This is a genomic window from Pseudomonas sp. m6p, from assembly GCF_055760375.1.
The window spans coordinates 6,598,075-6,623,931 of sequence record NZ_CM147084.1 but is presented as its reverse complement, the minus strand read 5'-3'; the positions used below and the strand labels follow the sequence as shown (position 1 = coordinate 6,623,931).

17 protein-coding genes are annotated in these 25,857 nt (G+C 61.6%); 9 read left to right on the top strand and 8 right to left on the bottom strand.

The genetic code is table 11. The annotated features are described in order from the left end of the window. Positions 1–103 precede the first annotated feature (103 nt). From dusB to ACYZUM_RS30130, 5 genes are all read left to right on the top strand, one after another. A complete protein-coding gene (gene dusB / locus ACYZUM_RS30150; RefSeq protein WP_007961945.1) occupies positions 104–1,114 on the top strand; it encodes a tRNA dihydrouridine synthase DusB in 1,011 nt (336 codons plus the stop codon). Then, the gene (fis, locus tag ACYZUM_RS30145; protein ID WP_003221275.1) at positions 1,111–1,431 is read left to right on the top strand and encodes a DNA-binding transcriptional regulator Fis; all 321 of its coding nucleotides are present in this window, start codon (positions 1,111–1,113) and stop codon (positions 1,429–1,431) included. The genes dusB and fis overlap by 4 nt, the downstream gene beginning before the upstream one ends. An 82-nt stretch (positions 1,432–1,513) precedes the next feature. Continuing rightward, positions 1,514–3,121 (top strand): bifunctional phosphoribosylaminoimidazolecarboxamide formyltransferase/IMP cyclohydrolase, encoded by a 1,608-nt coding sequence (purH, locus tag ACYZUM_RS30140; protein WP_108181563.1) that lies wholly within the window; start codon positions 1,514–1,516, stop codon positions 3,119–3,121. Positions 3,122–3,274: 153 nt separating this feature from the next. Then, positions 3,275–4,570 (top strand): phosphoribosylamine--glycine ligase, encoded by a 1,296-nt coding sequence (gene purD, locus ACYZUM_RS30135; protein WP_108181562.1) that lies wholly within the window; start codon positions 3,275–3,277, stop codon positions 4,568–4,570. Between the two features lie 99 nt (positions 4,571–4,669). Then, positions 4,670–7,444, top strand: a complete 2,775-nt coding sequence (locus ACYZUM_RS30130) for a hybrid sensor histidine kinase/response regulator (RefSeq protein WP_108181561.1) — start codon at positions 4,670–4,672, stop codon at positions 7,442–7,444. A gap of 50 nt (positions 7,445–7,494) precedes the next feature. Here ACYZUM_RS30130 and ACYZUM_RS30125 read toward each other — a convergent pair whose 3' ends face one another. Both ACYZUM_RS30125 and ACYZUM_RS30120 read right to left on the bottom strand, forming a co-directional pair. Continuing rightward, positions 7,495–8,175: a hypothetical protein gene (locus ACYZUM_RS30125; protein WP_142579689.1), complete on the bottom strand. Its 681-nt coding sequence runs from the start codon at positions 8,173–8,175 to the stop codon at positions 7,495–7,497. Between the two features lie 69 nt (positions 8,176–8,244). Continuing rightward, the gene (locus ACYZUM_RS30120) at positions 8,245–9,027 is read right to left on the bottom strand and encodes a hypothetical protein (protein WP_108181559.1); all 783 of its coding nucleotides are present in this window, start codon (positions 9,025–9,027) and stop codon (positions 8,245–8,247) included. 240 nt (positions 9,028–9,267) lie between these two features. Between ACYZUM_RS30120 and ACYZUM_RS30115 the strand changes: the two genes are divergently transcribed. Further along, on the top strand, positions 9,268–9,864 hold the full coding sequence (locus tag ACYZUM_RS30115) for a MarC family protein (RefSeq protein WP_003221263.1): 597 nt from the start codon (positions 9,268–9,270) through the stop codon (positions 9,862–9,864). 99 nt (positions 9,865–9,963) lie between these two features. Here the strand turns inward: ACYZUM_RS30115 and ACYZUM_RS30110 are convergent, their stop codons facing one another. The 6 genes from ACYZUM_RS30110 to ACYZUM_RS30085 all read right to left on the bottom strand — a co-directional run bounded on the left by ACYZUM_RS30110 (position 9,964) and on the right by ACYZUM_RS30085 (position 22,594). Then, positions 9,964–17,031, bottom strand: a complete 7,068-nt coding sequence (locus ACYZUM_RS30110; RefSeq protein ID WP_142579688.1) for a TcdA/TcdB pore-forming domain-containing protein — start codon at positions 17,029–17,031, stop codon at positions 9,964–9,966. 410 nt (positions 17,032–17,441) lie between these two features. Then, positions 17,442–19,142 (bottom strand): precorrin-3B C(17)-methyltransferase, encoded by a 1,701-nt coding sequence (gene cobJ, locus ACYZUM_RS30105; RefSeq protein WP_108181557.1) that lies wholly within the window; start codon positions 19,140–19,142, stop codon positions 17,442–17,444. After that, on the bottom strand, positions 19,142–19,876 hold the full coding sequence (locus ACYZUM_RS30100) for a precorrin-2 C(20)-methyltransferase (RefSeq protein ID WP_371260372.1): 735 nt from the start codon (positions 19,874–19,876) through the stop codon (positions 19,142–19,144). Before ACYZUM_RS30100 ends, cobJ begins: the two co-directional genes overlap by 1 nt. After that, on the bottom strand, positions 19,873–20,499 hold the full coding sequence (locus ACYZUM_RS30095) for a precorrin-8X methylmutase (protein WP_108181556.1): 627 nt from the start codon (positions 20,497–20,499) through the stop codon (positions 19,873–19,875). The genes ACYZUM_RS30100 and ACYZUM_RS30095 overlap by 4 nt, the downstream gene beginning before the upstream one ends. Then, positions 20,492–21,790, bottom strand: coding sequence for a precorrin-3B synthase (cobG, locus tag ACYZUM_RS30090; protein ID WP_473061376.1), 1,299 nt, complete (start codon positions 21,788–21,790; stop codon positions 20,492–20,494). Before cobG ends, ACYZUM_RS30095 begins: the two co-directional genes overlap by 8 nt. A gap of 147 nt (positions 21,791–21,937) precedes the next feature. Then, positions 21,938–22,594, bottom strand: a complete 657-nt coding sequence (locus ACYZUM_RS30085) for a hypothetical protein (RefSeq protein WP_108181554.1) — start codon at positions 22,592–22,594, stop codon at positions 21,938–21,940. Between the two features lie 228 nt (positions 22,595–22,822). On the opposite strand from ACYZUM_RS30085, the gene cbiE reads away from it, so the two are divergent. From cbiE to ACYZUM_RS30070, 3 genes are read left to right on the top strand one after another with little or no spacing between them, the layout of a single operon-like run. Then, a complete protein-coding gene (gene cbiE / locus ACYZUM_RS30080; RefSeq protein WP_108181553.1) occupies positions 22,823–24,034 on the top strand; it encodes a precorrin-6y C5,15-methyltransferase (decarboxylating) subunit CbiE in 1,212 nt (403 codons plus the stop codon). Further along, a complete protein-coding gene (locus ACYZUM_RS30075) occupies positions 24,027–25,124 on the top strand; it encodes a cobalt-precorrin-5B (C(1))-methyltransferase (protein ID WP_108181552.1) in 1,098 nt (365 codons plus the stop codon). The genes cbiE and ACYZUM_RS30075 overlap by 8 nt, the downstream gene beginning before the upstream one ends. After that, on the top strand, positions 25,121–25,849 hold the full coding sequence (locus ACYZUM_RS30070; protein ID WP_108181551.1) for a cobalt-precorrin-6A reductase: 729 nt from the start codon (positions 25,121–25,123) through the stop codon (positions 25,847–25,849). The genes ACYZUM_RS30075 and ACYZUM_RS30070 overlap by 4 nt, the downstream gene beginning before the upstream one ends. Positions 25,850–25,857 lie beyond the last annotated feature (8 nt).

Below are 25,857 nucleotides of genomic sequence, written 5' to 3'. Positions count from 1 at the left end.
TTCAGATTTTGTTCAATTCAGCCTTTATCCAGTCATCGAGAGCGGGTATCATGCCAACCCTTTTTCGAACTCTCATGATCCGGCCCCACTTCAGGGAAGTCCTATGTCGGCGGTACGCATCGGCCCATATACATTGCAGAACGGTTTGATTCTCGCCCCGATGGCGGGCGTCACCGACCAGCCCTTTCGTCAGCTGTGCAAGCGTTTGGGCGCAGGGCTTGTAGTCTCGGAAATGGTCACCAGTGACATGAGCCTGTGGAACACCCGCAAGTCGCGCATGCGCATGATCCACGAAGGCGATCCCGAGCCACGCTCGGTACAGATTGCCGGTGGCGACGCGCAGATGCTCGCGGATGCGGCCAGGGCCAACGTCGAACTGGGCGCACAGATTATTGATATCAACATGGGTTGCCCGGCAAAGAAGGTCTGCAACAAGGCCGCCGGCTCCGCGTTATTGAAGGATGAAGCACTGGTTACCGAGATCCTGCAGGCCGTCGTCGCTGCAGTGGATGTGCCGGTGACCCTGAAGATCCGCACCGGATGGGATCGCGACAACAAGAACGGCCTGACCGTGGCGAAGATCGCCGAGCAGGCCGGGATCACCGCGCTGGCCGTGCATGGCCGCACGCGCGCCGATCTGTACACCGGCGAAGCCGAGTACGACACGATTGCCGCGATCAAGCAGGCGGTGTCGATCCCGGTGTTTGCCAATGGCGATATCGATTCGCCGGAAAAGGCCCGCTACGTGCTTGACGCGACCGGTGCCGATGGCCTGCTGATAGGCCGGGCTGCCCAGGGGCGGCCATGGATTTTTCGCGAGATCGAACACTTCCTGCGTACCGGCGAGAAATTGCCGGCGCCGGAGTTGAGCGAAGTGGAACGCATCCTGCTGGAGCATCTGGCCGCCCTTCACGCCTTCTATGGGGATGTGATGGGCGTGCGCATTGCCCGCAAGCATGTGGGCTGGTATCTCGCAACCTTGCCGGGCGCCAGGGAGTTTCGCGCCCACTTCAATCGTTTGGATGGTACGGAAACACAATGCGCCAACGTTCGGGAGTTCTTCGCCGAGCGTTACAAGAGCCTGACAGGGGACGAAGAAGGGGTGGCCGCATGACGATGATGACCGAGACTTTAGTGAGTGGAACAGCACCCGTGAGCGACAACGTGAATTTGAAACAGCACCTCAATACCCCAAGCGAAGAAGGTCAGACCCTTCGCGGGAGTGTCGAGAAGGCGCTGCACAATTATTTCGCCCACCTTGAGGGCGCGTCCGTCACGGATGTGTACAACCTGGTGCTCTCCGAAGTCGAGGCTCCCCTGCTCGAAAGCGTGATGAACTACGTCAAGGGCAACCAGACCAAGGCCAGTGAGCTGCTGGGACTCAACCGCGGCACACTGCGCAAGAAACTCAAGCAGTACGATCTGCTGTAAGCATTCAATCAAACCAGAAAGGCGCCCGCGTAAAACCGGTCGCCTTTTTTGCTGACTTCCTTTGCTTTTGATGGAAATTGAGATGACCGACCAGACTACCCGCCTGCCGATCCGCCGCGCCTTGATCAGCGTTTCCGACAAGACCGGGATCCTCGAATTCGCCAGGGAGCTTGAAGCCCTCGGCGTCGAGATCCTCTCCACCGGCGGGACGTTCAAGCTGCTGCGCGACAACGGTGTTGCTGCAGTGGAAGTCGCGGATTACACCGGTTTCGCGGAAATGATGGACGGTCGGGTGAAAACCCTGCACCCGAAAATCCACGGCGGTATCCTCGGTCGTCGCGGTATCGACGACGCGATCATGAGCGAGCACGGCATCAAGCCGATCGACCTGGTTGCGGTCAACCTGTACCCGTTCGAAGCCACCATCAACAAGCCAGGCTGCGACCTGCCGACCGCTATCGAGAACATCGACATCGGCGGCCCGACCATGGTCCGTTCGGCGGCGAAAAACCATAAAGACGTGGCGATCGTGGTGAATGCCAGCGATTACGCCAACGTCTTGCATAACCTCAAGGCCGGCGGCCTGACCTACGCTCAGCGTTTCGACCTGATGCTCAAGGCCTTTGAACACACCGCCGCCTACGACGGCATGATCGCCAACTACATGGGCACCGTGAATCAGGCTGCCGAAACCCTGAGCACCGAAGGCCGCAGCGAGTTCCCGCGCACCTTCAACAGCCAGTTCATCAAGGCCCAGGAAATGCGCTACGGCGAGAACCCGCACCAGAGCGCGGCGTTCTACGTGGAAGCCAAGCCTGCCGAAGTCGGTATCGCCACCGCGACCCAACTGCAAGGCAAAGAGCTGTCGTACAACAACGTGGCCGACACCGACGCCGCGCTGGAATGCGTGAAGAGCTTCGTCAAGCCGGCCTGCGTGATCGTCAAGCACGCCAACCCGTGCGGCGTGGCCGTGAGCCCGGACGCCGAGGGCGGTATCCGTCAGGCCTACGAACTGGCCTACGCCACCGACACCGAGTCGGCCTTCGGCGGCATCATCGCCTTCAACCGTGAGTTGGATGCCGAGACCGCCAAGGCGATCGTCGAGCGTCAGTTCGTGGAAGTGATCATTGCTCCAAGCGTCAGCGCAGAAGCCCGCGCCATCGTCGCCGCCAAAGCCAACGTGCGTCTGCTGGCCTGCGGCGAGTGGTCGGCGGATCGCGCTCCGGCCTGGGACTACAAGCGCGTCAACGGTGGCCTGCTGGTGCAGAGCCGCGACATCGGCATGATCGGCGCCGACGACCTGAAAGTGGTAACCAAGCGCGCCCCGACCGAACAGGAAATCCACGACCTGATCTTCGCCTGGAAAGTCGCCAAGTACGTCAAGTCCAACGCCATCGTCTACGCCAAGAACCGTCAGACCATCGGTGTCGGCGCTGGCCAGATGAGCCGCGTAAACTCCGCGCGTATCGCCGCGATCAAGGCTGAGCACGCCGGTCTGCAAGTGGCGGGTTCGGTGATGGCCTCGGATGCGTTCTTCCCGTTCCGCGACGGTCTGGACAACGCGGCCAAGGTGGGCATCACGGCAGTGATCCAGCCTGGCGGCTCGATGCGTGATGCTGAGGTGATTGCTGCTGCTGATGAAGCTGGCATCGCCATGGTCTTTACGGGCATGCGCCACTTCCGTCACTGATACACCGCTCCCTCTGTGTAGGAGCTGCCGCAGGCTGCGATCTTTTGATCTTGATGTTGAAGGCCAAGAGCAAAAGATCGCAGCCTTCGGCAGCTCCTACAGGTTCAGTCCACAGAGGTTTGGTAGCGCCCCACAGAATTTGAGGTTTTTGAAATGAATGTTTTGATCATTGGCAGCGGTGGCCGTGAACACGCCCTGGCCTGGAAAGTGGCTCAGGATCCGCGCGTACAGAAGGTTTTCGTCGCGCCGGGCAACGCCGGTACCGCGATTGAAGCCAAGTGCGAGAACGTCGCCATCGATGTGCTGGCCCTTGAGCAACTGGCCGACTTCGCCGAGAAAAACGTTTCCCTGACCATCGTCGGCCCGGAAGTGCCGCTGGTGGCAGGCGTGGTCGATCTGTTCCGCTCCCGTGGCCTGGACTGCTTCGGTCCAACCGCCGGTGCTGCGCAGCTGGAAGGCTCGAAAGCCTTCACCAAGGATTTCCTGGCCCGGCACAAGATTCCGACCGCCGACTACCAGAATTTCACCGAGATCGATCCAGCCCTGGCTTATCTGCGGGAAAAAGGCGCACCGATCGTGATCAAGGCCGATGGCCTGGCCGCCGGTAAAGGCGTGATCGTGGCCATGACCCTGGCCGAAGCCGAAGACGCCGTGCGCGACATGCTCGCCGGCAATGCGTTCGGCGACGCCGGTTCGCGCGTGGTGATCGAAGAATTCCTCGACGGCGAAGAAGCCTCGTTCATCGTCATGGTCGACGGCAAGAATGTCCTGCCGATGGCCACCAGCCAGGATCACAAACGTGTTGGCGACGGCGACAGCGGCCCGAATACTGGCGGCATGGGTGCCTACTCCCCGGCCCCGGTGGTCACCGCCGATGTGCACCAGCGCGTGATGGACCAGGTGATCTGGCCGACCGTGCGCGGCATGGCCGAAGAAGGCAACGTCTACACCGGTTTCCTGTACGCCGGTCTGATGATCGACAAGGCCGGCAACCCGAAAGTCATCGAGTTCAACTGCCGCTTCGGTGACCCGGAGACCCAACCGGTGATGCTGCGCCTGCAGTCGAGCCTGGTGCTGCTGGTCGAAGCCGCGCTGGCGCAGGCACTGGACAAGGTTGAAGCGCAGTGGGATCCACGTCCAAGCGTCGGCATCGTGCTGGCCGCCGGCGGTTACCCGGGCGAATACGCCAAGGGTGCAGCAATCAACGGTCTGGACGCAGCCGCAAGCCTGGAAGGCAAAGTCTTCCACGCCGGTACGGCGCTCAAGGATGGCAACGTGGTGACGGCCGGTGGTCGCGTACTCTGCGCCACCGCCATGGGCGCCAGCGTCAGCGAAGCGCAGCAGCAAGCCTACAAGCTGGCCGCCGCCATCGACTGGGAAGGTTGCTTCTACCGCAAGGACATTGGCTACCGCGCCATTGCCCGTGAACGTGGCGAAACCCAGGAATAAGCTGTCCTTCAGGTCCGGCGCGGGATGCAGTCCCTCGCCGGGCTGTTCCGCCGCTGCGCATCGTTATATTCTGGCATCAACCTACGAAGGGATTTCGCCGTGCGCTGGCTCAGGATTGCCATAAGCTTCACCGTCACGCTGCTGACCTTGCTCTGCATGCTTCCGGCGCTGGCCGCGCAAGGCAGTGGCTGGTCGGTATTGCTTGACGATCAGGGCAATCTGCAACTGAGCGATATCCGCTCGGCTCGCTACACCAATCAATTCAGTCCCATCGAACTTGATCGCCTCACGGCGGCCGAGCCCGATGGCGCACTCTGGCTGCGCTTCAAACTGGCGCCGGGCAAGCACGAGCAAGTGCTGCGTATCTTTGCGCCCGACCTGTCCAGTCTCAGTCTGTACGTGCTGGACGGCGATAAGCTGATCGAGCAACGCCTCTCCGGCACCCACCAGCCGCAGGCCGAGCGACCACTGCCCAGCAGCGACTTCCTGCTACCGCTGCCGCAAAGCGACAAGCCACTCGACATCTATCTGCGCATGGTCTCCGACCATCAGCTGCGCCCGCACATCACCCTGCAATCGGCGGTGATGAGTGCCGCCAATCAGAACCAGACGCTGATTTTCGGCTTGCTGTTCGGTTGCCTCGGCATGTTGCTGCTGCACAACCTCGTGCGCTATGCCTACTCGCGCTCGCGCAGCAGCCTGTGGCTGGCGATCTGCGAAGGCCTGCTGGGCCTGAGTCTGTTGCTGCTGCTCAACCTCGCCGGCCCGTGGCTGCCGAACTGGCACGCGATCCAGACGCCGGGCGCTTATCTGGCGCTGCTGCTGACCGCCCCCGCCGGGTTGATGTTTGCCCTGCGCTTCTTCGCCCCGCTGGGACCGCACCCGCTGAACAAGCTGTTGCTGGGCGACATTCTGTTCATCGTGATCTGCAGCCTGCTGCTGTTATTCGTCAACACCCTGCCGCTGAACATCATCACCTACGCGCTGGTGGCGCTGGCCGGCCTGAGCATGTTGCTGGTCGGTTTCTATCACTGGCAGAAGGGCTACCGTCCGGCGCGGCTGTTCGTGGCCGGGATGGTGGTGTTCAACATCGGCACGCTGATCATCCTCCCGGCACTGCTGGGGCTGACCCTGGTAGCGCCGCAGGGCCTGATCATGACCCTGATGGGCTTCATCTGCATCAGTGGCCTGCTGATGAGCATCGCCTTGGGTGAACGCCAGCGCAGCATCACCGAAAGCCGTTTCAGCATCAGCCGCGACCTCGCCGCCAGCAACGCCGAGATCAACGCCAAGGCCGAGTTCCTCGCCAAGATCAGCCACGAAATCCGCACCCCGATGAACGGCGTGCTGGGCATGACCGAACTGCTGCTGGGTACGCCACTGTCGGTCAAGCAACGCGATTACGTGCAAACCATCCACAGTGCCGGCAACGAACTGCTGACATTGATCAACGAGATCCTCGACATCTCCAAGCTCGAATCCGGGCAGATCGAACTGGACGATGTGCAGTTCGACCTCAATGCTTTGATCGACGACTGCCTGAGCATCTATCGGGCCAAGGCCGAACAGCAGAACGTCGAGCTGATCAGTTTCATCCAGCCACAGGTACCGCGCGTGATCAGCGGCGACCCGACCCGCTTGCGCCAGACCCTGCTGAGCCTGCTGGAAAACGCCCTGAAAAAAACCGACGAAGGCGAAGTGCTGATCGTCGTCGCCCTCGACGAGCGCAGCGTCAAGCCGCGCCTGCGCATCGCCGTGCAGGACAGTGGCCAGCCGATGGAGGCAGAAGAGCGTGAGGCGCTGCTGCATGCCGAGCTGCACAGCAAACACTTCCTCTCGGCCAATCGTTTGGGTGGCAACCTTGGGCTGGTGATCGCCCGGCAACTGATCCGCCTGATGCACGGTGAGTTCGGGATCAAGAGCGGCGCCAATCAGGGCAGTACCTTGTGGCTGACCCTGCCACTGGACCCTGACCGTCTCGAACACCCGACCTCCGACCTCGACGGCCCGCTGCAAGGTGCGCGCGTACTGGTGGTGGACGACAACGACACCTGCCGCAAGGTGCTGGTGCAGCAATGCAGCGCCTGGGGCCTGAACGTCAGCGCGGTGCCCTCGGGCAAGGAAGCCTTGGCGCTGCTGCGCACCAAGGCGCATCTGCGTGACTACTTTGATGTGGTGCTGCTGGACCAGAACATGCCCGGCATGACCGGCATGCAACTGGCGGCCAAGATCAAGGAAGACCCGAGTCTGAACCACGATATTCTGCTGATCATGCTCACCGGCATCAGTAACGCGCCGAGCAAGATCATCGCGCGCAACTCCGGGATCAAACGCATCCTCGCCAAACCGGTGGCCGGCTACACGCTCAAGACCACGCTGGCCGACGAATTGAACCAGCGCAACAAGGGGCAGGTGGTGTTCCAGCCGCAAGTGGTCACCCCCGCGACCGCCGCCAAGGTGCCGAGCGATTTCCGCATTCTCGTCGCCGAAGACAACACGATTTCGACCAAAGTGATTCGCGGCATGCTCGGCAAACTCAACCTGCAACCTGACACTGCCAGCAACGGCGAAGAAGCCCTGCAGGCGATGAAGGCTCAGCGTTACGACCTGGTGCTGATGGACTGCGAAATGCCGATCCTCGACGGTTTCTCGGCGACCCAGCAATTGCGCGCGTGGGAAGTCAGCAATCAGCGTACCCGCACACCGATTGTCGCGCTGACCGCGCACATCCTCGCCGAGCACAAGGAACGCGCGCGCCAGGCCGGGATGGACGGGCACATGGCCAAACCGGTGGAGTTGTCGCAACTGCGCGAGCTGATCGAACACTGGGTGGCCCAGCGTGATCAGCAGAACCGTACGGCCTCGACTTTCTGACGATTGCCGTTCATCGCCCGAAAGCGCTTGCAGCCCCCGGGCAATCCGCCTCAGACACCGAGATCGATTGCCTCAGCCAATGGCGCCACGTTCTGCGCCAGTCGATCTCCAAGCTTTCGCGCCACGGCCTGACGCGATAGTGCGTAGAGCGTTTGTGACAGCGTCGCTCGCGCATAACGCACACACACCGGACCTTCGACTTCAGCGCTCGCGAAACGCTGCGACCACGGATTGGCAGCCAGCGTCTGTCGCGTCTTGAACTCAAGATAAAGGCTGCTGATCGATGTCGGACTCTGCGCTGCAATGGTCAGCAGGCGCACCACCTGAAGCGCAGGCCTCGGCGTCTGCATGAGCGCTTCGCCAGGCGGCTCGGGCAACGTCTGCCCTGCCGAAACACCGTCAGTGATTCGCGCCGCATATGCCATCAGCCCGCCAAGTGCCGGATCGTTGCCAGCGTTATTGGTCAGCACTGTCGTGGCCCACTCCAGCGCCGAACCCGTACCTGCCTGAGCGACAGAGAAATCCTCGCGCAACTTCACGCTTCGCACCCAGAAGTCATCCAGCACAGCGATGTAAGCGTCGTACCAACTTTCAACTTTCGCGTCTTCGATTTTTTTATTGGCGACCAGTTGCGCCAACAGACTTGATTGGACGAGATCATCATAATCCGTGCTGTGCCCGGATTCCGGCAACGCCAGAACAGCATGCCCCACTGCCAACAACTTATACAACCGAGTTATTATCAACCCTCAATGGAAAAAGGGCGGACCGATAACGGCCGCCCTATCAATAACACTCAGTCAGATCTCGTAATCTTCGATCTTGGTTTTTGCGTTCAAACCCAGTCTGACGCGGATGGTATCGCGGGTCTGTTCGACGATCGAAGGCACTTTGCGGAATACCGAATCGCCCCGATAGAGTTTCACTTCACGCGAATCCCAATCCATGAACAACACTTGTTTGGCCGTGTTTTTGCGGATGAAACGCACAGTCCCCAGGGCCATGGTGACTTCGCCATTGATTTCGGTACACGTGCCCGCCGCCATACCGCCGACACCATGTTCAAGCATGTTGCGCTCGTACAGCGTCAGCGCGGTTTCACGCTTTTTCAGGGCGGTGATGGCGTCGCCTGCGACTTTCAGCATCAACACCGAAGCCGAGCCCGGTACAGCAAGCCCGGCCACGACGCTGCCGAGGATCTCCAGCACCAGTTGATCCATCCGTACGGTATTACCGCCGATGTTCATGTCGTTGTAGTACTTGCTCGTTGGCAGCCAGCCGGCATCGGTCATCACTTGCAGAAACAGGTAGTACCATTCCTTGCCCTGATATTCGTACGGATACTTCTTGTTGGCGACCAGCGTGGCGAACAGGAACGCGTGTTGCACATCTTCGCGATTCTGTTCACTCAAGTTTCCGGTAAAGGACAGAATGCCTTCACCGACGATGGAACCCTTGCCCGGCTCTTCGATTGCCGGCAGCGAAAGACCGCGAGGACGAATAGCTGCGCCGTCCAGTTCATAACTCTGCAAGCGGTGGACACACTCAGCAACGGCGCAATCTTCAACATCATGAATATTCATTATCAAATCCCTATTAATAAAAACGAGCTCCCCTTGAACCCGCGATAGAACAATAAACAGAACAATAAAAAACCACAAACCAGAACATGTAACTTGCTAATAATAAGACCAAAAAAAAACACACACTTAAAAACTACAACTTATTTAGTTACTCCGGGGATATTTGTTTACGCCACCCCCCCAAAAATTAAACCGGCTGATAGACTCCGCTCTGTCCATCTGCCGCCGCGAGCCAATACCATGCTCCACGTGTTATTCAGCGTTTACCTGAAGATGCTGGTGCTCTACAGCCCATTCTTCGTGTTGTCCTGCTTCATCAGCCTCACCCGTGGCTACTCGCGCAAGGAGCAGCGGCGCCTGGCCTGGAAAGTGGCGATTGCCACGCTGGTGTCTAGCGTCTTGCTGTACCTGTTCGGGCGGGTGATTTTCGATGTGTTCGGGATCACGGCGGACGCATTCCGCATCGGTGCCGGCAGCGTGTTGTTCATCTCGGCGTTGGGCATGGCCCAGGGCAAGCCGGTCGTGCAGAGTGACAACGTGCAGCAGGACGTGACGATCGTTCCGCTGACCATCCCGCTGACCGTCGGCCCGGGCACCATCGGCGCCCTGCTGGTGATGGGCGTGAGCCAACCGCACTGGGACGACAAACTGACCGCAATCATGAGTATCACCCTTGCCAGCTTCACCGTCGGCGTGGTGCTGTACCTGTCCAATCACATCGAGCGGATTCTCGGCGACCAAGGCTTGCAGATCGTCAGTCGGTTAATGGGCCTGTTTGTTTGCGCGCTGGCGGCGCAGATCATCTTTACCGGGGTGAAGGGCTATCTGGTTTCCTGAGGTGAAGTCAGCCGGTGTAAACCTTATTCAGGACGAGACAGAATCAGTAAAAAGGCCCGCGCAGTAATCTGCGCAGGCCTGGTCAGTTTCCCCTCCACGTCAGGCCGGCACGGCTCCCAGCAACTGCGCAAGCGTTGCACTGCCGTCGGCATCATCGGCCTCAGTGACTTCACGCAACCTCTGCACCAGACTCGATACCGCATAGGAACGCTTGCCCTCGAAGCCGAGGAAGACATCGCCGCGCATCGCCGGATCCGTCGAGCACACATCCCTCAGGATCAGGCTGTGCTGGCGATCCGGGTCGACGATCAGCAAGTGATCGTCGACAAACGACAGTTGCAGCTTTTGCGGAGCTTCCAGCGCCCAGACCAGCTTGCCGGGAATCACCGGAGCCTCGCCCAGTGGCGGTCGACAATCGACGATGACCGATTCCAGCCGCAACCAGCTGGCCCTCGACAGGTGATACGTCACACCGCCCTGCCCCACGCGCAATACCAGACAACTCACGTCATCAGCGATCAGTGGCAAGAGGTCGTCGACCTGTTTCTGGCCCTCGACCACCAACACCTCGGCCTCGCGCCGCATATATTCGAAAGGGCCAATGCTCTGGTGATCGGGGTAGACGAACACGCAATGTGCCGCGCGCTCGTGCAACAGCACATGCCGATGGCGCGTACCGAGCAATTCGCAATCGTGCGGCAGGTTCTGGCCCGCGATCCGGATCAATCGGGCATTCGCCACGTCGAACCATTGCAGTTTGCCCGCGTCGGACTTCACGGCGATGTAGGGAGCATGCTCGGCAGTCTCCAGCAATGCCTGCAGAGCCTCTGACAAATGCTCTGCGTGTTCGCTTGCCCACTGATGATCGACGCCAATGATTCGTTCAGGTTCCTGATATCGCAGCTCGAGAGACACGCCATCGGCTGACGTCCCGCGCAGACCGGAGCCATCATTGCTCACGGTGCTGAACCGCCAGTCGTCCCACTCGGCCTGCGGTGCCGGCAACAGCTCGCCCGCCAGTAACTGCGCGCCAACGCCGAATGCTGCTGCGAGCTGTCGACTGTCAAAGAACTGCTGACTCAAGATCTCACCGCTGCCGACGTCGAACAGCCAGACCGCCCGATTGTCCGGGGTCACGCCGAGCAGGCGCACTTCCCGGTCGTGCCCCGGGTCGCACAGCAGCACGCGGTTATCCACGTACCAGGCACACAGGTTGCGATCACCGCTGGCGTTGCGCACACCCAGAATGGCAAAACTGTCGACCGGGTACTTTGCTGCCAGCGCTTCCAATGCTTGCCACCACTGGGCCCGTCCTTTGAGCCAGCGCTCACTCAAGCCACCCAGCTGAACTTCACCCTCGGCGGTCAGATTGAAGAACAAGCCGTCATCGGTCAGGGCCAGATACCCGTCCTGTACCGGCACCACGTCATTCAGTCCGTCAGGCTGAAGCCATTGATGCGTCCATTGCGCTGGCCAGCGCTCGCTGCCTGCGGGCGCGCTGCGTTGCACCCTGCACAGTTTTTGTGCCAGCCGGTCGTAGATGAAAAACAGCGTGTGCTCGTCGTTGACCGGCAGCAGCACCAGATCATCTAGATGCTTGATCGAATCGGCCCAACCGCGGTGACGCCCAGAGGCAAACGGATGAATGCACAACAGGTCACGGCTGCGAATCCAGGCCAGATCGCGCTTGTCCGGATTGAACTTCCAGCACACCGACACGTAGGCGGCCGGTTGCCAGTCGACGGTGGTGACGCCTGCGCGTTCGGGCACCGGCGATAACGGGAAATAGTGACCCAGCACCGCCGACCAATGTGTCAGGGTCGGATTGGCGAACACTCGCTGGCCCAGGTCACGGTCCATCTCTCGGGTCACCGCAACCAGCTGCAGCTGGCCCTCACGGATCAGGTAATTGAACTGCGTGAATTGCTGATCGGCCCCCTGACATTGTTGCTCGATGTGAATCACCCCTTGGGCATCGACATCGATACGCCGCACGCTGCTCTGCCCCTTCATCACCAGCAGGCGGTAGCGGCATTTGAGTAAACCGCTGACGGCATCGACCTGCCAGATATCGTAGTTGTGCGTCTCATAGAAAAACGCAGAATCGTCGACCACGGAGCCCAGCAGCATTTCATCGGCCGCCAGTACCTCTTCACTGCGAATGTACAGAAAACGATCCTTGGCAGCGTCGTACCAGGCCGTGGTATAGCGCGGTTGTCCCTCGGGCTCGAAAGGAATCGGAAAGTGATGAACCGGCGTGTAAGGCATCACCAGCCGATGCTCCCGGGCCAGCCTCTGGTAATGCGTAAGCAGCGACTGCTCATGCTCCCCGGCTGGCGCGTCCTGCTCGAGAATGTCCAGTCGTGCGTCACCGCGGTTGACCTTGAACGTTTGTCGCCCGGTCAGTTGCAGCGTGACGTCATGCCGTCCTCTGCCGGTGAACGTCACCTTCACACCGCCCACAGCAAGAATCCCGGCGGCGTCAATCCGCACATCCCTTTCGCTGGCCCAGGTGGCGACCAGCTTCCAGCGACACAGCTGCAGGCTGGGAGACTGCAACTGGACATCGACCCCACGATTGAGAATCAGTGAACAGGCGCCGCCCGCTCCTTCGATGCGATACGACAACTTGTCGTGCCAGACCGGCGGCGTCATGGGGACTGCCAGCGCACGTTCGCGGGCATCCAGCCGCACCTCGATCACGGTTGAGCGATACGACGGTATCAGACGGTTGATGATGTAGTGCGTGGGAAAAGAGTAGAACGAAAACAGGAACTGCCACTGGCCTGCCGCATCCTTTTTCTCCAGCTTGCGGGCCGTATCGAAACCGGTGTCGTGACGCAGCGTCGAGAACGGCAGCGCCTTGTATTCGTAACCGTAGTAGGTGGTCGGCGTGCATGGCAGGACGACCAGTTGCGTGCTCGGCGGATCGAAGCGGATGTAGCCTGGCAGCCCCAGCTCACGCCGCAGATCGAGTGCTTGCTGATCATCCGGATTGATACCCGGCACCCCGAAATGGTCGCGCAGCCGATACACCTTCGGGCTGTCGAGCACCATCATCGCGCGATTGAAGTCCAGGCTCTGGACCACCAGCGAGGGGTGAGCGACCCACGCCCCAAGCCCGTCGTCATAACGATAACCGACACCGCGACAGGCCCGCTCCAGAGCATCGAAAAACAGCCCCACCTCCTGCGCCTGCCCGGCGATCCTGGCGAACCCCTGAGCCAGTGCCGCCACACCCACAGCTAATCCGCCCAGCACCACCCCGGCGCCGCCGAGCACAGCGGCAGCAGTCGCCGCACCCGCCGTGGCGGCTCCCAGACCACCAGCGGTCAACGCCAGACTGGTGGCGTCGAAGGCCAACTGAGTGCCGAACTGCGCGCGCTCGATCTCGTTGTCTGCCGTCGCCAATTGATAGATGTCGAAACCGACATTGGCCAGCCCCAGCACCGCGCCCACGCCATCGTTGGCGACATGTCCCAGCGCCTCGCCCACCACTGGCGCACAGGTACGGGCAATGACTTTCTCCTCATTGAGTGCGGTCTTGATCAGACTGATCAGACCGGCGACGTCGGTGACATTGCCGTGCAGCAATTGCGCGTAATTGACGTAAGCATGCAACCTGACGGCGGTGGTCAAGGTGCGGCCATCCCCCTCTCGTCCACGCAAGACGTTCATCAGTGCCTGGATCGTGAAGCCGGTATTGAGGGTGTGAACGGCACCGACCTCAACCATCTGCGGCGTGGCTCGGGTGCCCAGTGCCGAAAACTGCTCCGACAGATAATTTCTGATGCGCAGCAGGCGATGATCGCTGCTGACGACCTGCACCACATGCTCGGATTGCGCGGGATCGATCAGGTTGATCCGGTACTCGCCGGCGGGCGTCATCTCCAGGGTTTCGAACAACGGCACCAACGGTTTTGCTGAAGCGTGCAAGTCCTGTAAAGCGTCGGTCGCCTGGGCAATCTGCTGTCCCCACCAGTGACTGTCCAGTTCGCGCAGGCTGCGCCCCAGGTGCGGATTGCTGACCAGCGAATGGCCGCGGGCACTGTTCAGGCGCCGGCGGATTGGCCGCTGTGCCTGCTCCGGCAGCACATTGTCGGACTCCAGCAATTGCCCGACGCTAAATCCGCCGGACAGATTCAGGGCCGATATCTTTTGCCCCTGCAGCTCGATCAGATCAAAGGTCGGACGCGCGTTGTCGCCATAGGCCGCATAGTATTTCGCCATGCCCTGTTTCTGGAAAAGGTCAGTCAGTGCCAGCTGCAACTGATCCGGCTGGCTGAACTCGAACACGCCGAAATTGGGATCATAAAAGTGATAGGTGGCGTGCCCACCCTTGAAGGTTTTCGCCACCAGCATGGCGTGGTTGTCCGAGTTGAGCATCAGCGTGCGCGGGCTGGCGAACGCTTGCAGCGTGGTGCCGAGCTGTTGCAGATCGACCCGCCCCAACGGCTTGCCGATGTCGTGCAATTGCACGCCGCGCAACTCTTCGAGCGCCTCCAGAAACACCATTGAATCATGCTGCTGCGGCTCGGCAGTGGCCAGAAAGAACCGCTCGCGCAATCGTCGCGACGCGACAACGCCCTGCTCCAGAGCAGCACTCATGATCAGCGCCAGCGGGTAACAGCGGCCACCGGGATCGCCCGGCCCTTCGAGCAACAGATCCTGCGGCACCAGTTTGACGTCACTGGCCTCGATTTGCCCCAGCACCTGACCCAGCCGCAGGATCACCTGCTCGCGATGCTCGCGGGTGGCGACGGTCTGAATATGGGCAACATGACGCCCCCATTGAAACAGCGTGTGCGCCTGCGACAGCGCGGCTCGCTTCAGCGTCAACGCACTGTCTGACGACATCATCGGCTGCTCGACATGACTGGCGAGACCGGCCATGAATTGCGGGGCTCGCTGCTGATACAGATGGCGTTCAATGGCCGCATAACGCACCGACGCCCCTACCTCGGCAACGCTGTTGGCCAGATTATCCAGCTCGGAGGCAAGTTGCGTGAGACTTGAGTTATCCAGTGAGCGTGCGCCGAGCATCTGTCCCAACACCACCCGTTGCAACGGACTGATCTGAAAGAACGGCAGCGAACCCTCGGCAATGCCGCTTAGCAGCTCATCCAGCGCCAGCCCCTTAATCCGCGCATCGCTGAGCGACGCCGGAGCCTGCAAAGTGACGGGCTGGGCTTTGATGGCCTGGCGATCAGCGAAGCTGAGCCCCGGTCCGTCGGGAAACCATAATGGGCCGTTATGTCCGTCGCGCATCGCGACCACGAACGGTTCACCGAGTCTGTCGATCATCCGTTGCAGCACCTGCGTCAACAGCACTGGCCGGCCCTCGATAACCGGCCAGCCCTCCTCGAACGCTATGCTCTGCTGGGTCAGCAATGCTTTTACATCGCCGCGGTAGCGCGCGCTGTACTGTCCTTCGTGCCAGCGCTGCTGCTCGTCGAGCACCCACTGCTCGACATCAACGGCGTTGTCTTTCCAGGAGTGGTCCTGCTCTTCCTCGGTCTTGTCGTTGACCATCCACAATGGCTCGATAGCCGCTTCCACACGCAAGGTTTCCTCCTCGCGCGGGACGAAATTGCGCCGTGCGTAATCGGCCATGCCATCGCGCATCGCGGCGGGTCCGGTCAGATAAATCGTCCCCTCGCTCTGCGGGCGAATGCCGTCACTGAAGTAGCCCGCGATGGCCAGCATCAAAAAGTTGGCCGCCACGTCCTCGGTCATCGACAGTTCGGCCAGAGGGCCAAATGCCTGCTCGAGTACTTCCCGTGCCAGCTCTGTCATGCCGTCAAAATCGCTCAATGCGACGCCTCGCTTGGCGGCGAGGCGGGCCGTCTGGTCAATGGCCTGATAGTTGAACCGGAACCGCTCGATCACGCTGTTGAGCATCGGCGATTGCGCATGAGCCATCAGAAACGAGTTGCTCAACGTGTTTTGCACGGCAACAGCGCGCAGGTCCTGCGGGCGCACAAGCAGCTCGGCCGGCGCCTGGAACACCTCGTGCAGTGCCGGTTGCTGCCGGGCAAAAGCCTCCAGCGCGGCGCGGTGTTCGTCGGGAATCCGGCCCAGATAATCGGTGTACCGGTCGCGCAATGCCTGGCGTCCCGGCATCCAGTGCGGATTGTGATCGAGCAGCAGTTGCAGAACGCCAAGGCGCGCGTCGCCGCCGAACGCACTGATGTCGACCCCGCCCATGGTTTTGACCAGGGGCGGCAGATTATCGACATCGACGTAGCGACCGCCCTCCTCGTACAAGACCTCGGCCCGCACCACGTCGGAGGCGGCGGCCAGATTACCGCGCAACCGGGTCTCGCGCTCATAGATGGCTTGCAGTCGCAGCGGTGCTTCGAGGTCACGCAAGTCACGCAACTGCAAATCATCGCCTGCCAGATCGAGCAGACTGCGCCGGTTCTGCTCGATCAAGGCTTCAAGTTGTTCCGCATCATGGCCGTAAGCGCGGGACAACAAATCGACCCGTGCGTCATCCGCCGATTCCCCTCGTTCCAGCGCCTCGTTGATGTGCATGAACATCTGCTGCTTGAGGACGATGACCCGTTCTTCGTACAGCGTCCCCAGTCTGCTGTCGGTAATACTCTCGCTACCGCCATGTTGCATGGCGTCAGCCTTGGCGGCCTCGACGATCAACTGATTGGTTTGCCAGGCCAGTAGCGCGTCACTGTCATACCAGAGATGGAGGCTGTACCCCTGCCCGCTCAATACCTGCTTCCACAGGTCGAGGTAGTCTCGCTGGATCGCGCCAAGACCACCGCCCAGCCAGACAAAATGCAGATTTTTTACAACCGGAGTGGCGGCGGTCTTCGCGTAAATCTCGCTGTTTCGCAGACGGGTCTCAAACGCCTGGATATTGTTGTAAATACCCGATAAAGAGTTTTTCGGCGGCTCAGACTGGCCAAGAGTGTCACGGCGCACACGCGGCACGCCGATCAACTGTGCCAGGGAATGTTTGAGCAATGTCAGGGGTTCAATCAGTCGCGGGGAATTGAGCAAACCGATACATGCAAAGTAATAGCGCCACACTGACGGATAAACGTCACTGTCCCGGTGTACCAACAGGGCCTGCTCGAGATCAGCCTGTTTGAACAGATTGATAAAACTGACATAACCACTGGCATCTTTAAATCTTTGATTGCGCATGAAAGTTCCTCCGTTATTCTGACCGACATCATGAGTGCACCCAGGCACTTGAATGGCAGCGAAGTTAACGAATGGCAAATTCACACTCAAACTTCAGAACTTTCAATACATGTCAAAACAGGCGACTGAAAAACAACTGATAACGCATGTAACCGCAACAAGTTATTGCGACAAGCCTGATCAATAAATTAAAAGAACTGCGAAAATCGGCGGCAAAACTGCGCATCGACTTTTACTGCGGCCAATCAAGATTCAGGATAAGTCCGACAAAATGTAAGTCATAAGAAAGAGCCCACGCGGCAGTGGAGCAAATCACACACGCCCTGCTGAAAGATATGACATCGGCAAATCCGGAAACAATCTACCCGCCATGTCCGGCACGGCGAGGGAGCATGCCCCCTCGCCTGCGCTCATGACTGCGGCTTTTCGCCGTACCAGCGCGGCGTGTAGACCCACTCGCCACCTTCGGCCTTGGGGAAGGTGCACGTGGTCGAAGAACCAATCAGCACCATGGTGCGCATGTCCACCTGATCCGGGGTCAGTTGCCCCAGTGTGGTGACCCGCAGCGACTGCCCCGGCCGACCGATGTCGCGCCCCAACACCACCGGCGTCGCCGCAGTCCGATGTTGCGCAACGATTTCCAGTGCACGGCCCAGTTGCCACGGACGCGCCCGGGAGATCGGATTGTAGAAGGCCAGGGCCAGATCGGCGGCGGCCGCCAGATCCAGACGCTTCTCTATGATCGACCACGGCTTGAGGTTGTCCGACAGCGACATCACGCAGAAATCATGACCCAGCGGCGCACCCGCTTGCGCAGCCGTGGCGAGCGAGGCGGACACTCCCGGCAGGATTTCCAGCTCGACGCTGTGCCAGGCCGGATCGGTCGACTCGTGCAATGCTTCAAGCACCGCCGCGGCCATGGCGAACACGCCGGGGTCGCCGGACGAAACGACGATCACCGAACGGCCCTCGGCCGCCAGCCGAAAGGCGTGGCGGGCGCGCTGCATTTCTTCGCGATTGTCGGTGCAGTGCTGCACCTGATCAGCGCGAAACGGGCCGGCCATGCGCACATAGGTTTCGTAACCGAGCACATCGGTGGCCCGCGCCAGTTCCGCCTTGACCGCTGGCACCATCAGCTCGGCAGCGCCGGGGCCGAGGCCGATCACCGCCAGGCGCCCACGCTGACGACCGATCTGCGCGACGTCCAGCGGCTGTTCGGCGCGCGCAATCGCCAAGCCGTTGGCACGGCTGATCGTGGCCTGCGGCAGTGCCTGACGCGCCAACACGTCGAGGTCGTTGTGCGCCGCGACAAAGCGCAGCGGCACCCCCAGTTCGAGGGCGGCTTCACGCAGTCTGGCCGACGCCATTTCAGTGTCAGCCGCCAGCAGACAGGCCAGCGCCTGCTGCGCAACCCCGGCCTGCTGCAACGCGGCGCGCACAGCGTTCGGCAGGTTCTCCAGCTGCGCACTCACCGCCACCGCGACGCTGCGCGGATAGATCAGCAACTCGTTGGCGCTCGCGACACGCTCGGCACTGTCGACATGAATCGAGCGCTGCGCCTGCGGGTCTTGCGGCAACTGCGCCTGATCCAGCCACGGCGCCGCACCTTCGATGCGCACGCTGTGCCCGGCCAGCAGGTCGGAAACGAAACGCTTGCCCAGTTCCAGATCCGCCAGCACATAGCCGCTGGGTGGATTGAGCAGGCAAGTGCCGAAGCGCAATTCGCCACTGGTGGTGATCGCCGCTGCGACCTGCAATGCGCCAGCGATTTCCCGGGCCATGACATTCACCCCGCCGAGGCCACCGAGCAGCGGCACCACGGCGCTGCCGTCTTCGGCAACGGCGAGTACCGCCGGTTCAGCACCTTTTTCCAGCAACAACGGCGCCAGGGTGCGAATGACAATGCCGGCCGCGCACAGGGCAATGATCGGCGTGTCTTGCTGGTACAGCTCACGCAGGGTTGCGCCGAATTCCTGATAGCGGCGGTCGGCGCCTTCGACGCGTCCGGCGAGGCCGTGGATCTGCGCCGTCGGATACACCTGCTGGATACGTCGCGCGGTGGCCAGCGCGCTCTGTCCGAGGATGACAATGGCCGGAGTGGACAGTGTCATCAACCTTGCCACCGTTCACCCGGTACGATGATCAGCGAGAAGTACGGCGAGGACATCGGCTCGACCTGATCCAGCGGCACGATCTTCTGATTGGCCATGGTTGCGCGCTCCACATACAGCGCCCGCTCGGCCAGACCGAGTTCTTCGAGTACCGCACGAACTTTGGGAAAGTTGCGCCCCAGTTTCATGATCACCGCCGCATCGGCGTCGGCCAGACGGCGCTTCAGATCCTCGTGCGGCAGTACACCGGAGAGCACCGACAGGCTCTGGTTGCGATACACCAGCGGCGCGCCGAGTACCGAGGCGCCGCCAAGCATCGAGCACACGCCCGGCACCACTTCGGCTTCATAGCGGGTGGACAACCGGTCATGCAGATACATGTAGGAGCCGTAGAAGAACGGATCGCCTTCGCAGATCACTGCAACGTCGCGCCCGGCGTCCAGATGCGCCGCGACTTCTTCGGCGGCAGCGTCGTAGAAATCACTGATCACTTGCTCGTAGGACAGCGGCGCCGGCAGCACTTCGGTGGTCACCGGGTACACCAGCGGCAGCAGATTCTGCGCGTCCTGCAGGTGCGCTTCGATGATGCCGAACGCATTGCCTTTCTTGCCCTTGGCGACGAAGTACGCCACCACTGGTGACTCGCGCAGCAGACGCAGGGCTTTCACGGTAATCAGTTCCGGATCACCGGGGCCCACGCCGAGGCCGATCAGACGTCCTGTTGCCTGCATCATTCGACCTCCGTGGCGAGGGCATTGACTGCGGCGGCGGCCATGGCGCTGCCGCCGAGCCGGCCTTGCATGATCACGAACGGTACACCGCGACTGTCAGCCGCCAGCGCCGCTTTCGATTCGGCGGCGCCGACGAAGCCCACCGGGAAGCCGAGGATCAGCGCCGGTTTCGGTGCGCCGGCGTCGAGCATTTCCAGCAGATAAAACAGTGCGGTCGGCGCGTTGCCGATCACCACCACGCTGCCTTCGAGATGCGGTCGCCACAACTCCAGCGCCGCCGCCGAACGGGTGTTGCCCAGCTCGCGGGCCAGGTCGGGCACGCTGTCGTCGCGCAAGGTGCAGATCACTGGGTTGTTCGCCGGCAAACGCGCACGGGTCACGCCTTCGGAAACCATCCGCGCATCGCACAGGATCGGCGCACCGGCCGCCAACGCATCGCGCCCGGCCTTGCCGGCGCCCTCGGAGAATTGCAGACCGTCGATGGCCTCGACCATGCCGCAGGCGTGGATCACCCGCACCGCGAGTTTTTCCAGATCGGCCGGGATGCGTGCCAGATTGGCCTCGCTGCGAATGATCGCGAAGGAGTTGCGATAGATCTCCTGACCGTCGCGGATGTAATCAAGCATCAAGGGGGCTCCGTGAGCGGGCGTCGAGCAGGATCGCGGCCGCTTCAATAGTAAGGTTGCGTGCGTGCAGCGTGCCGAAACCCGGCAGCGCTGCATCGCGAAAATAGAGGTCGTAATGACCGGGGCTGATCGCCAGCAATGTGGCGGGTGCGCGGTGGGCCGCCGCGCAAGAGCGCGGGCAGCCGGACAGGTGCACGTTCTGCGCCTGAGGCAACAGCGTCGCCAGCCATCGGGCGTCGTGTTTGGTATCGGCCAGGCCTTTGCCGCAACCGCTGGAACCGGTGCAGGCAATCAGCCTGGACAGCGGCTCACTGGCATCGGACAGCCAGTGCAATTGCGTCAATTTTTGCAAGACTTGCGCCGCGTCGGAGGGCTTCACGTTCGGCAGCAACAGGCTTTGCCACGGGGTGAAACGCAGGCTGCCATCACCGTAATCGCGGGCCAGCCGGGCGGCGCCACGCAGCATGACCGGGTCGAGACGACCGAGCGCCGGCACCGCGCCGACATACACCCGGCCGGCAACGTTTTGCGGGTGAACACCGATGTGCAGAGCCTCCGCCAGCGGCGTGCGCTGTCGGGCAACGACGGCTTTGATCGCCACGCGCTCGCGCAACTGTTCGAGGAAGGCCTGCATCGGCCATTCATCAAGCAAATGGCGCATGCGCGTCTGCTCCGGCCGAGCCCGCTCGAGGAACAACTCCAGCACCGCGACCACCAGCGCATGGCCATTTTCCACGGTCACGGCACCGGCCGCCCGATCGGTCGGGCAGCCAGCCAGACCGAACGCCAACAAGACTTCACCGTCACACTCAAACGCCGACAACCACAGATCATGCGGATGTTCGAGCATCGCCAGCGCCTCACCGCCGTCCAGTTGCACGGCAAACTTGGCGCTCAACTCGGGAAAGCGCGGATGCGTCTGCAATGTCAGCAGAATCTGTTCGGCCAGAGGCCGGGTATCGAATAGCAACCGCCGATCGATACCGGCGCTCGGGCTGAGCATCAGGTTGCGTACATCGTCACCCGCTGCGGTTTGCGGCCCGAGGCCGGCGGCCAGCAAGCTGTCGATCAATACCGCTGACTGCTCACCGATGCCGCGAATCTGCAGATTGGCGCGGTTGGTCGCCTCGATTTCCCCACGGGCGAAACACTCGGCGGCATTGGCCACCGCGTCGGCCTGATCGGCAGTGATCGAGCCGCCATTGAGCTTGATCCGGCAGATGCCGCCGTCCAGCGCCTGGACGATACGCAGCAACCCCGGACAAGCCGAGGGGCGCAGAGCGGTGGACAGAGGGCGTTCGTTCAAGGGATGACCGGCTGGCTGGCAGCGCTGTGGTGGGCGAAAGGTCGCCATTATGCCTGCTTTGCCCGAGCGCATGAAAATGCCTGCCGGTCGGAAATTGCACCCAGGCTGCAATTCCCGCTGTCAGGCGCTGCTTCAGAGTTGGTATTCCTCAAACCTGGACGCATTCTCGCGAATGGCTTGCTCCACACTTGCCCGGTTGGCTTCCATGGCCCGGCGCTTGATCAGCAGCTTCCTGGCGCGAATGTCCAGTTGTGACATGGGTTGATGAACCTGCCAGAACAGATAGTTGGTATTGAGTACCAACTTGATAAAGCGGATATGGCTGATGACCACCACCATCTCGTCACGGGTGTTCTGACTGACCGGCAAAATGTGCGAGTTGAAGGTTTTGCCACTGAGCGCGGAAAACTGCTTCAACAATGCCGCATCTTTTTCCAGCGCTGCAAGTCCCGCTTCAACCTGGGTCAGTTGCGAACGCGCGAGCAACGGCGCAGTCAATCGCCGCCATGCCTCCTGCACACTCCCGGAAAACGCCGTCTGGACCAGCACCACTGGCTGTTCCTCAAGACTCCAGCCAAACGACCAGAGGATGCCGGCAAAATGATCGAACCACTGCGCAGGCTGAGTATTGCTGTTATAAACGCCGTCCGCCTTGATCTGCGCGAGATAAACGCAGTGCTTCACAAAGTTGTTATCGGCCTCGGCCCGACCTTCCAGGCCGGTGAACAACATATTGTTAACGGCCACTGCGTTATTCTGACTTAAACGTGTATTGGAACTGATATCCATATCATCTCCTGCCAACTTGGCATTGATTAATTTATTGATCTATTGCGTCAGGCTTATAAAAAACCGACTTGAAGCAAACTAACAAAAACAGCAGTTGAAAAAACCAATATTGCTCAACAACACGTTTCCGCGCGGCTTTCGGCCCCCGCGACGACAGACCCGCGTCAGATGCCGGCCGCCGCGTTATCATGCCGCCCTTGAAGATCTACCCTGGATTTAAGGAACGGCATGACACCCTGGCTGACGGTTGTGGGAATCGGTGAAGACGGCTTCAAGGGCCTGGGCAAAAATGCCCGGCGGGCCCTGATGGGCGCCTCGCGGATCATCGGCGGCCAGCGGCAACTGGACTTGCTGCCGGTATGCATACGCGGTGAACGCGCGTTGTGGCCAAGCCCGTTTTCCCTCGCGCCGGTACTGGAGCAGCGCGGCGAAGCGGTGTGCGTGCTGGCCAGCGGTGATCCGATGTTCTATGGCGTCGGCGCCAGTCTTGCGCGGCAGGTGCCGAGTGCCGAGATGCTGATCCTGCCGGCACCCTCTTCCTGTTCGCTGGCCGCCGCCCGGCTCGGCTGGCCGTTGCAGGATGTAGTGACACTGTCGCTGGTCGCGCGACCTTTGGCGGCACTCAATGCACAGCTGTTCAGCGGCGTACGCCTGTTGCTGCTGAGCAATGACCGGCAAAGTCCGACGGCGGTCGCGGCGCTGCTGCGCGAGCGCGGATTTGGCGGCAGTCGCCTGAGTGTTCTCGAGCACCTGGGCGGCGACGCCGAGCGGCGCATCGACAGCACTGCCAATGACTGGAGCGCCCCGGCGATTGCCGATCTGAATGTGATCGCCATCGAATGCCTGGCCGATGCGCACGCACCGCGCCTGTCGCGTCTGGCCGGACTGCCCGACTCGGCATTCCAGCACGATGGGCAACTGACCAAGCGCGATGTCCGCGCCATCACCCTCGCCCGCCTTGCGCCGATCCCCGGCGAACTGCTGTGGGATGTTGGCGGCGGTTGCGGCTCGATCGGCATCGAATGGATGCGCGCGCACCCCAGCTGCCGTGCCATTGCCATCGAGGCGGACGAAGGCCGACAGGCCTTGATCGAACACAACCGCGACGCGTTGGGCGTACCCGGTCTGCAATTGGTGCGGGGCCGCGCACCGCAGGCGCTCGCCGGGCTGGAGCGCCCCGACGCGATCTTCATCGGCGGCGGCGTGACCCGTGAGGGCGTGTTTGCAACCTGCTGGGATCAACTCAAACCCGGTGGTCGACTGGTGGCCAACGCCGTGACCCTGCAAAGCGAAGTCACCTTGATGAACTGGCGCGAACGCCATGGCGGCGAACTGACCCGAATCCACGTTGCCCAGGCGCAACCGCTCGGTGAGTTCGACACGTGGCGGCAGGCGCTGCCGATCACCTTGCTCGATCTGGTCAAACCTCTCGATGCGTGACGAAACCGCCGAACAACCCGCGCCGCTGCGTAGCGGCCTGACCACTGGCAGCTGCGCCACCGCCACCAGCCTTGCCGCCGCGCGCCTGCTGCTCGACGGTACCTCGGCGGACGCGGTGCAGATCGTCCTGCCCAAGGGCAAGCAGGTGCAGATGCGCCTGGAGTTTTGCCGCTTGACCGCCGACGGCGCCGAGGCCGGAACGATCAAGGACGCCGGCGACGACCCCGACGTGACCCACGGTGCGCTGCTCTATTCGCACGTGCGGCTGCTGGCCGACCCGGGAATTCGCTTCGTCGCGGGCGCAGGTGTCGGCACCGTGACCCGGCCGGGGCTGGTGCTCGGCGTCGGTGAGCCGGCAATCAACCCGGTGCCGCGCAAGATGATCAGCGATCACTTGAGCCTGCTCGCCGCCGAAAGCGGTTATGGCGGCGGCTTCGAGGTCACGGTCAATGTCGAGGGCGGCGAAGCGCTGGCGCTGAAAACCATGAATCCACGGCTGGGCATTCTCGGCGGGCTGTCGATTCTCGGCACCAGCGGTATCGTTCGGCCGTTTTCCTGTGCGGCGTACATTGCCTCGATCCATCAGGGCATCGACGTCGCCAAAACCAATGGTTACCTGCACATCGCTGCGTGCACCGGCAACGCCAGCGAAGACACCATGCGCCGGGTCTACGACCTGCCCGAAATCGCCTTGATCGAAATGGGCGACTTTGTCGGCGCGGTGCTCAAGCATCTGCGCAAAGTGCCTGTGGATAAACTCAGCCTGTGCGGCGGCTTCGGCAAGATCAGCAAACTGGCGGCCGGGCACATGGATCTGCACTCGCGCCATTCCAGCATCGACCTGCCGCAACTGGCCGAATGGGCGGCGGCGATTGGCGCCGATCAGGCGTTGCAGCAAAGTATTCGTGAAGCGAACACCAGTCAGCAGGCCTTGGCGATGGCCAGTGCGGCAGGCGTGGCCCTTGGCGATGAAGTCTGTCGCCACGCGCTGACTTTCGCCCGCAGCGTGGTGCCGGCGCAGGTTCAGGTCGAAGTGTTTGCGATTGATCGCCAGGGCGGCATTGTCGGCCACGCCGGAGGTTTTGCATGAAGCGCATTCTGTTGCTGGGCGGCGTCACCGAAGCCCTGGCCATCGCCCGTACGTTGGGGCCAGAACACATCTACAGCCTGGCCGGCGTCGGCCGGGTACCGACCGACCTGACCTGCCAGGTACGTGTCGGCGGCTACGGCGGGGCCGAAGGGCTCGCGCAGTTCATTCGCGACGAAGGCATCGACCTGCTGCTCGACGCGACCCACCCCTACGCCGCGCAAATCAGCCACAACGCCGCGCGCGCCGCGCAACTGACCGGCATCCCTTGCTGGGCCTTGCGCCGCCCCGCATGGCAGCCGCAACCGGGCGATGACTGGCGCGAAGTCAGCGACTGGGCCGAACTGACCGCAGCCCTCAAACCATTCCGCCGCCCGCTGTTCACCCTCGGCCGCGAACCGCTGCAACACCTCGATGAAATCCCCTCCAACCAGTTCTGGACCCTGCGCGCCCTCGACGTCTACCCCGGCAACGAACGCTGCGAAGTGATCGGCGCCCGTGGGCCGTTTTTGCTTGAGGAAGAACGCGCACTGTTCGAACGCCGGCAGATCGATGTCCTGATCAGCAAGAACAGCGGCAGCACCGCGACCGAGCCGAAACTGGAAGTGGCGCGGGAGTTGCGCGTGCCGGTGCTGGTGTTGAAGCGGCCGATGTTGCCGGGGGTTGATCGGGAGTTTCTGACGACGGAAGAAGTCCTCGCTGCCCTTGCCGCCTTCACCCGGCTTTAGCCAGTTGC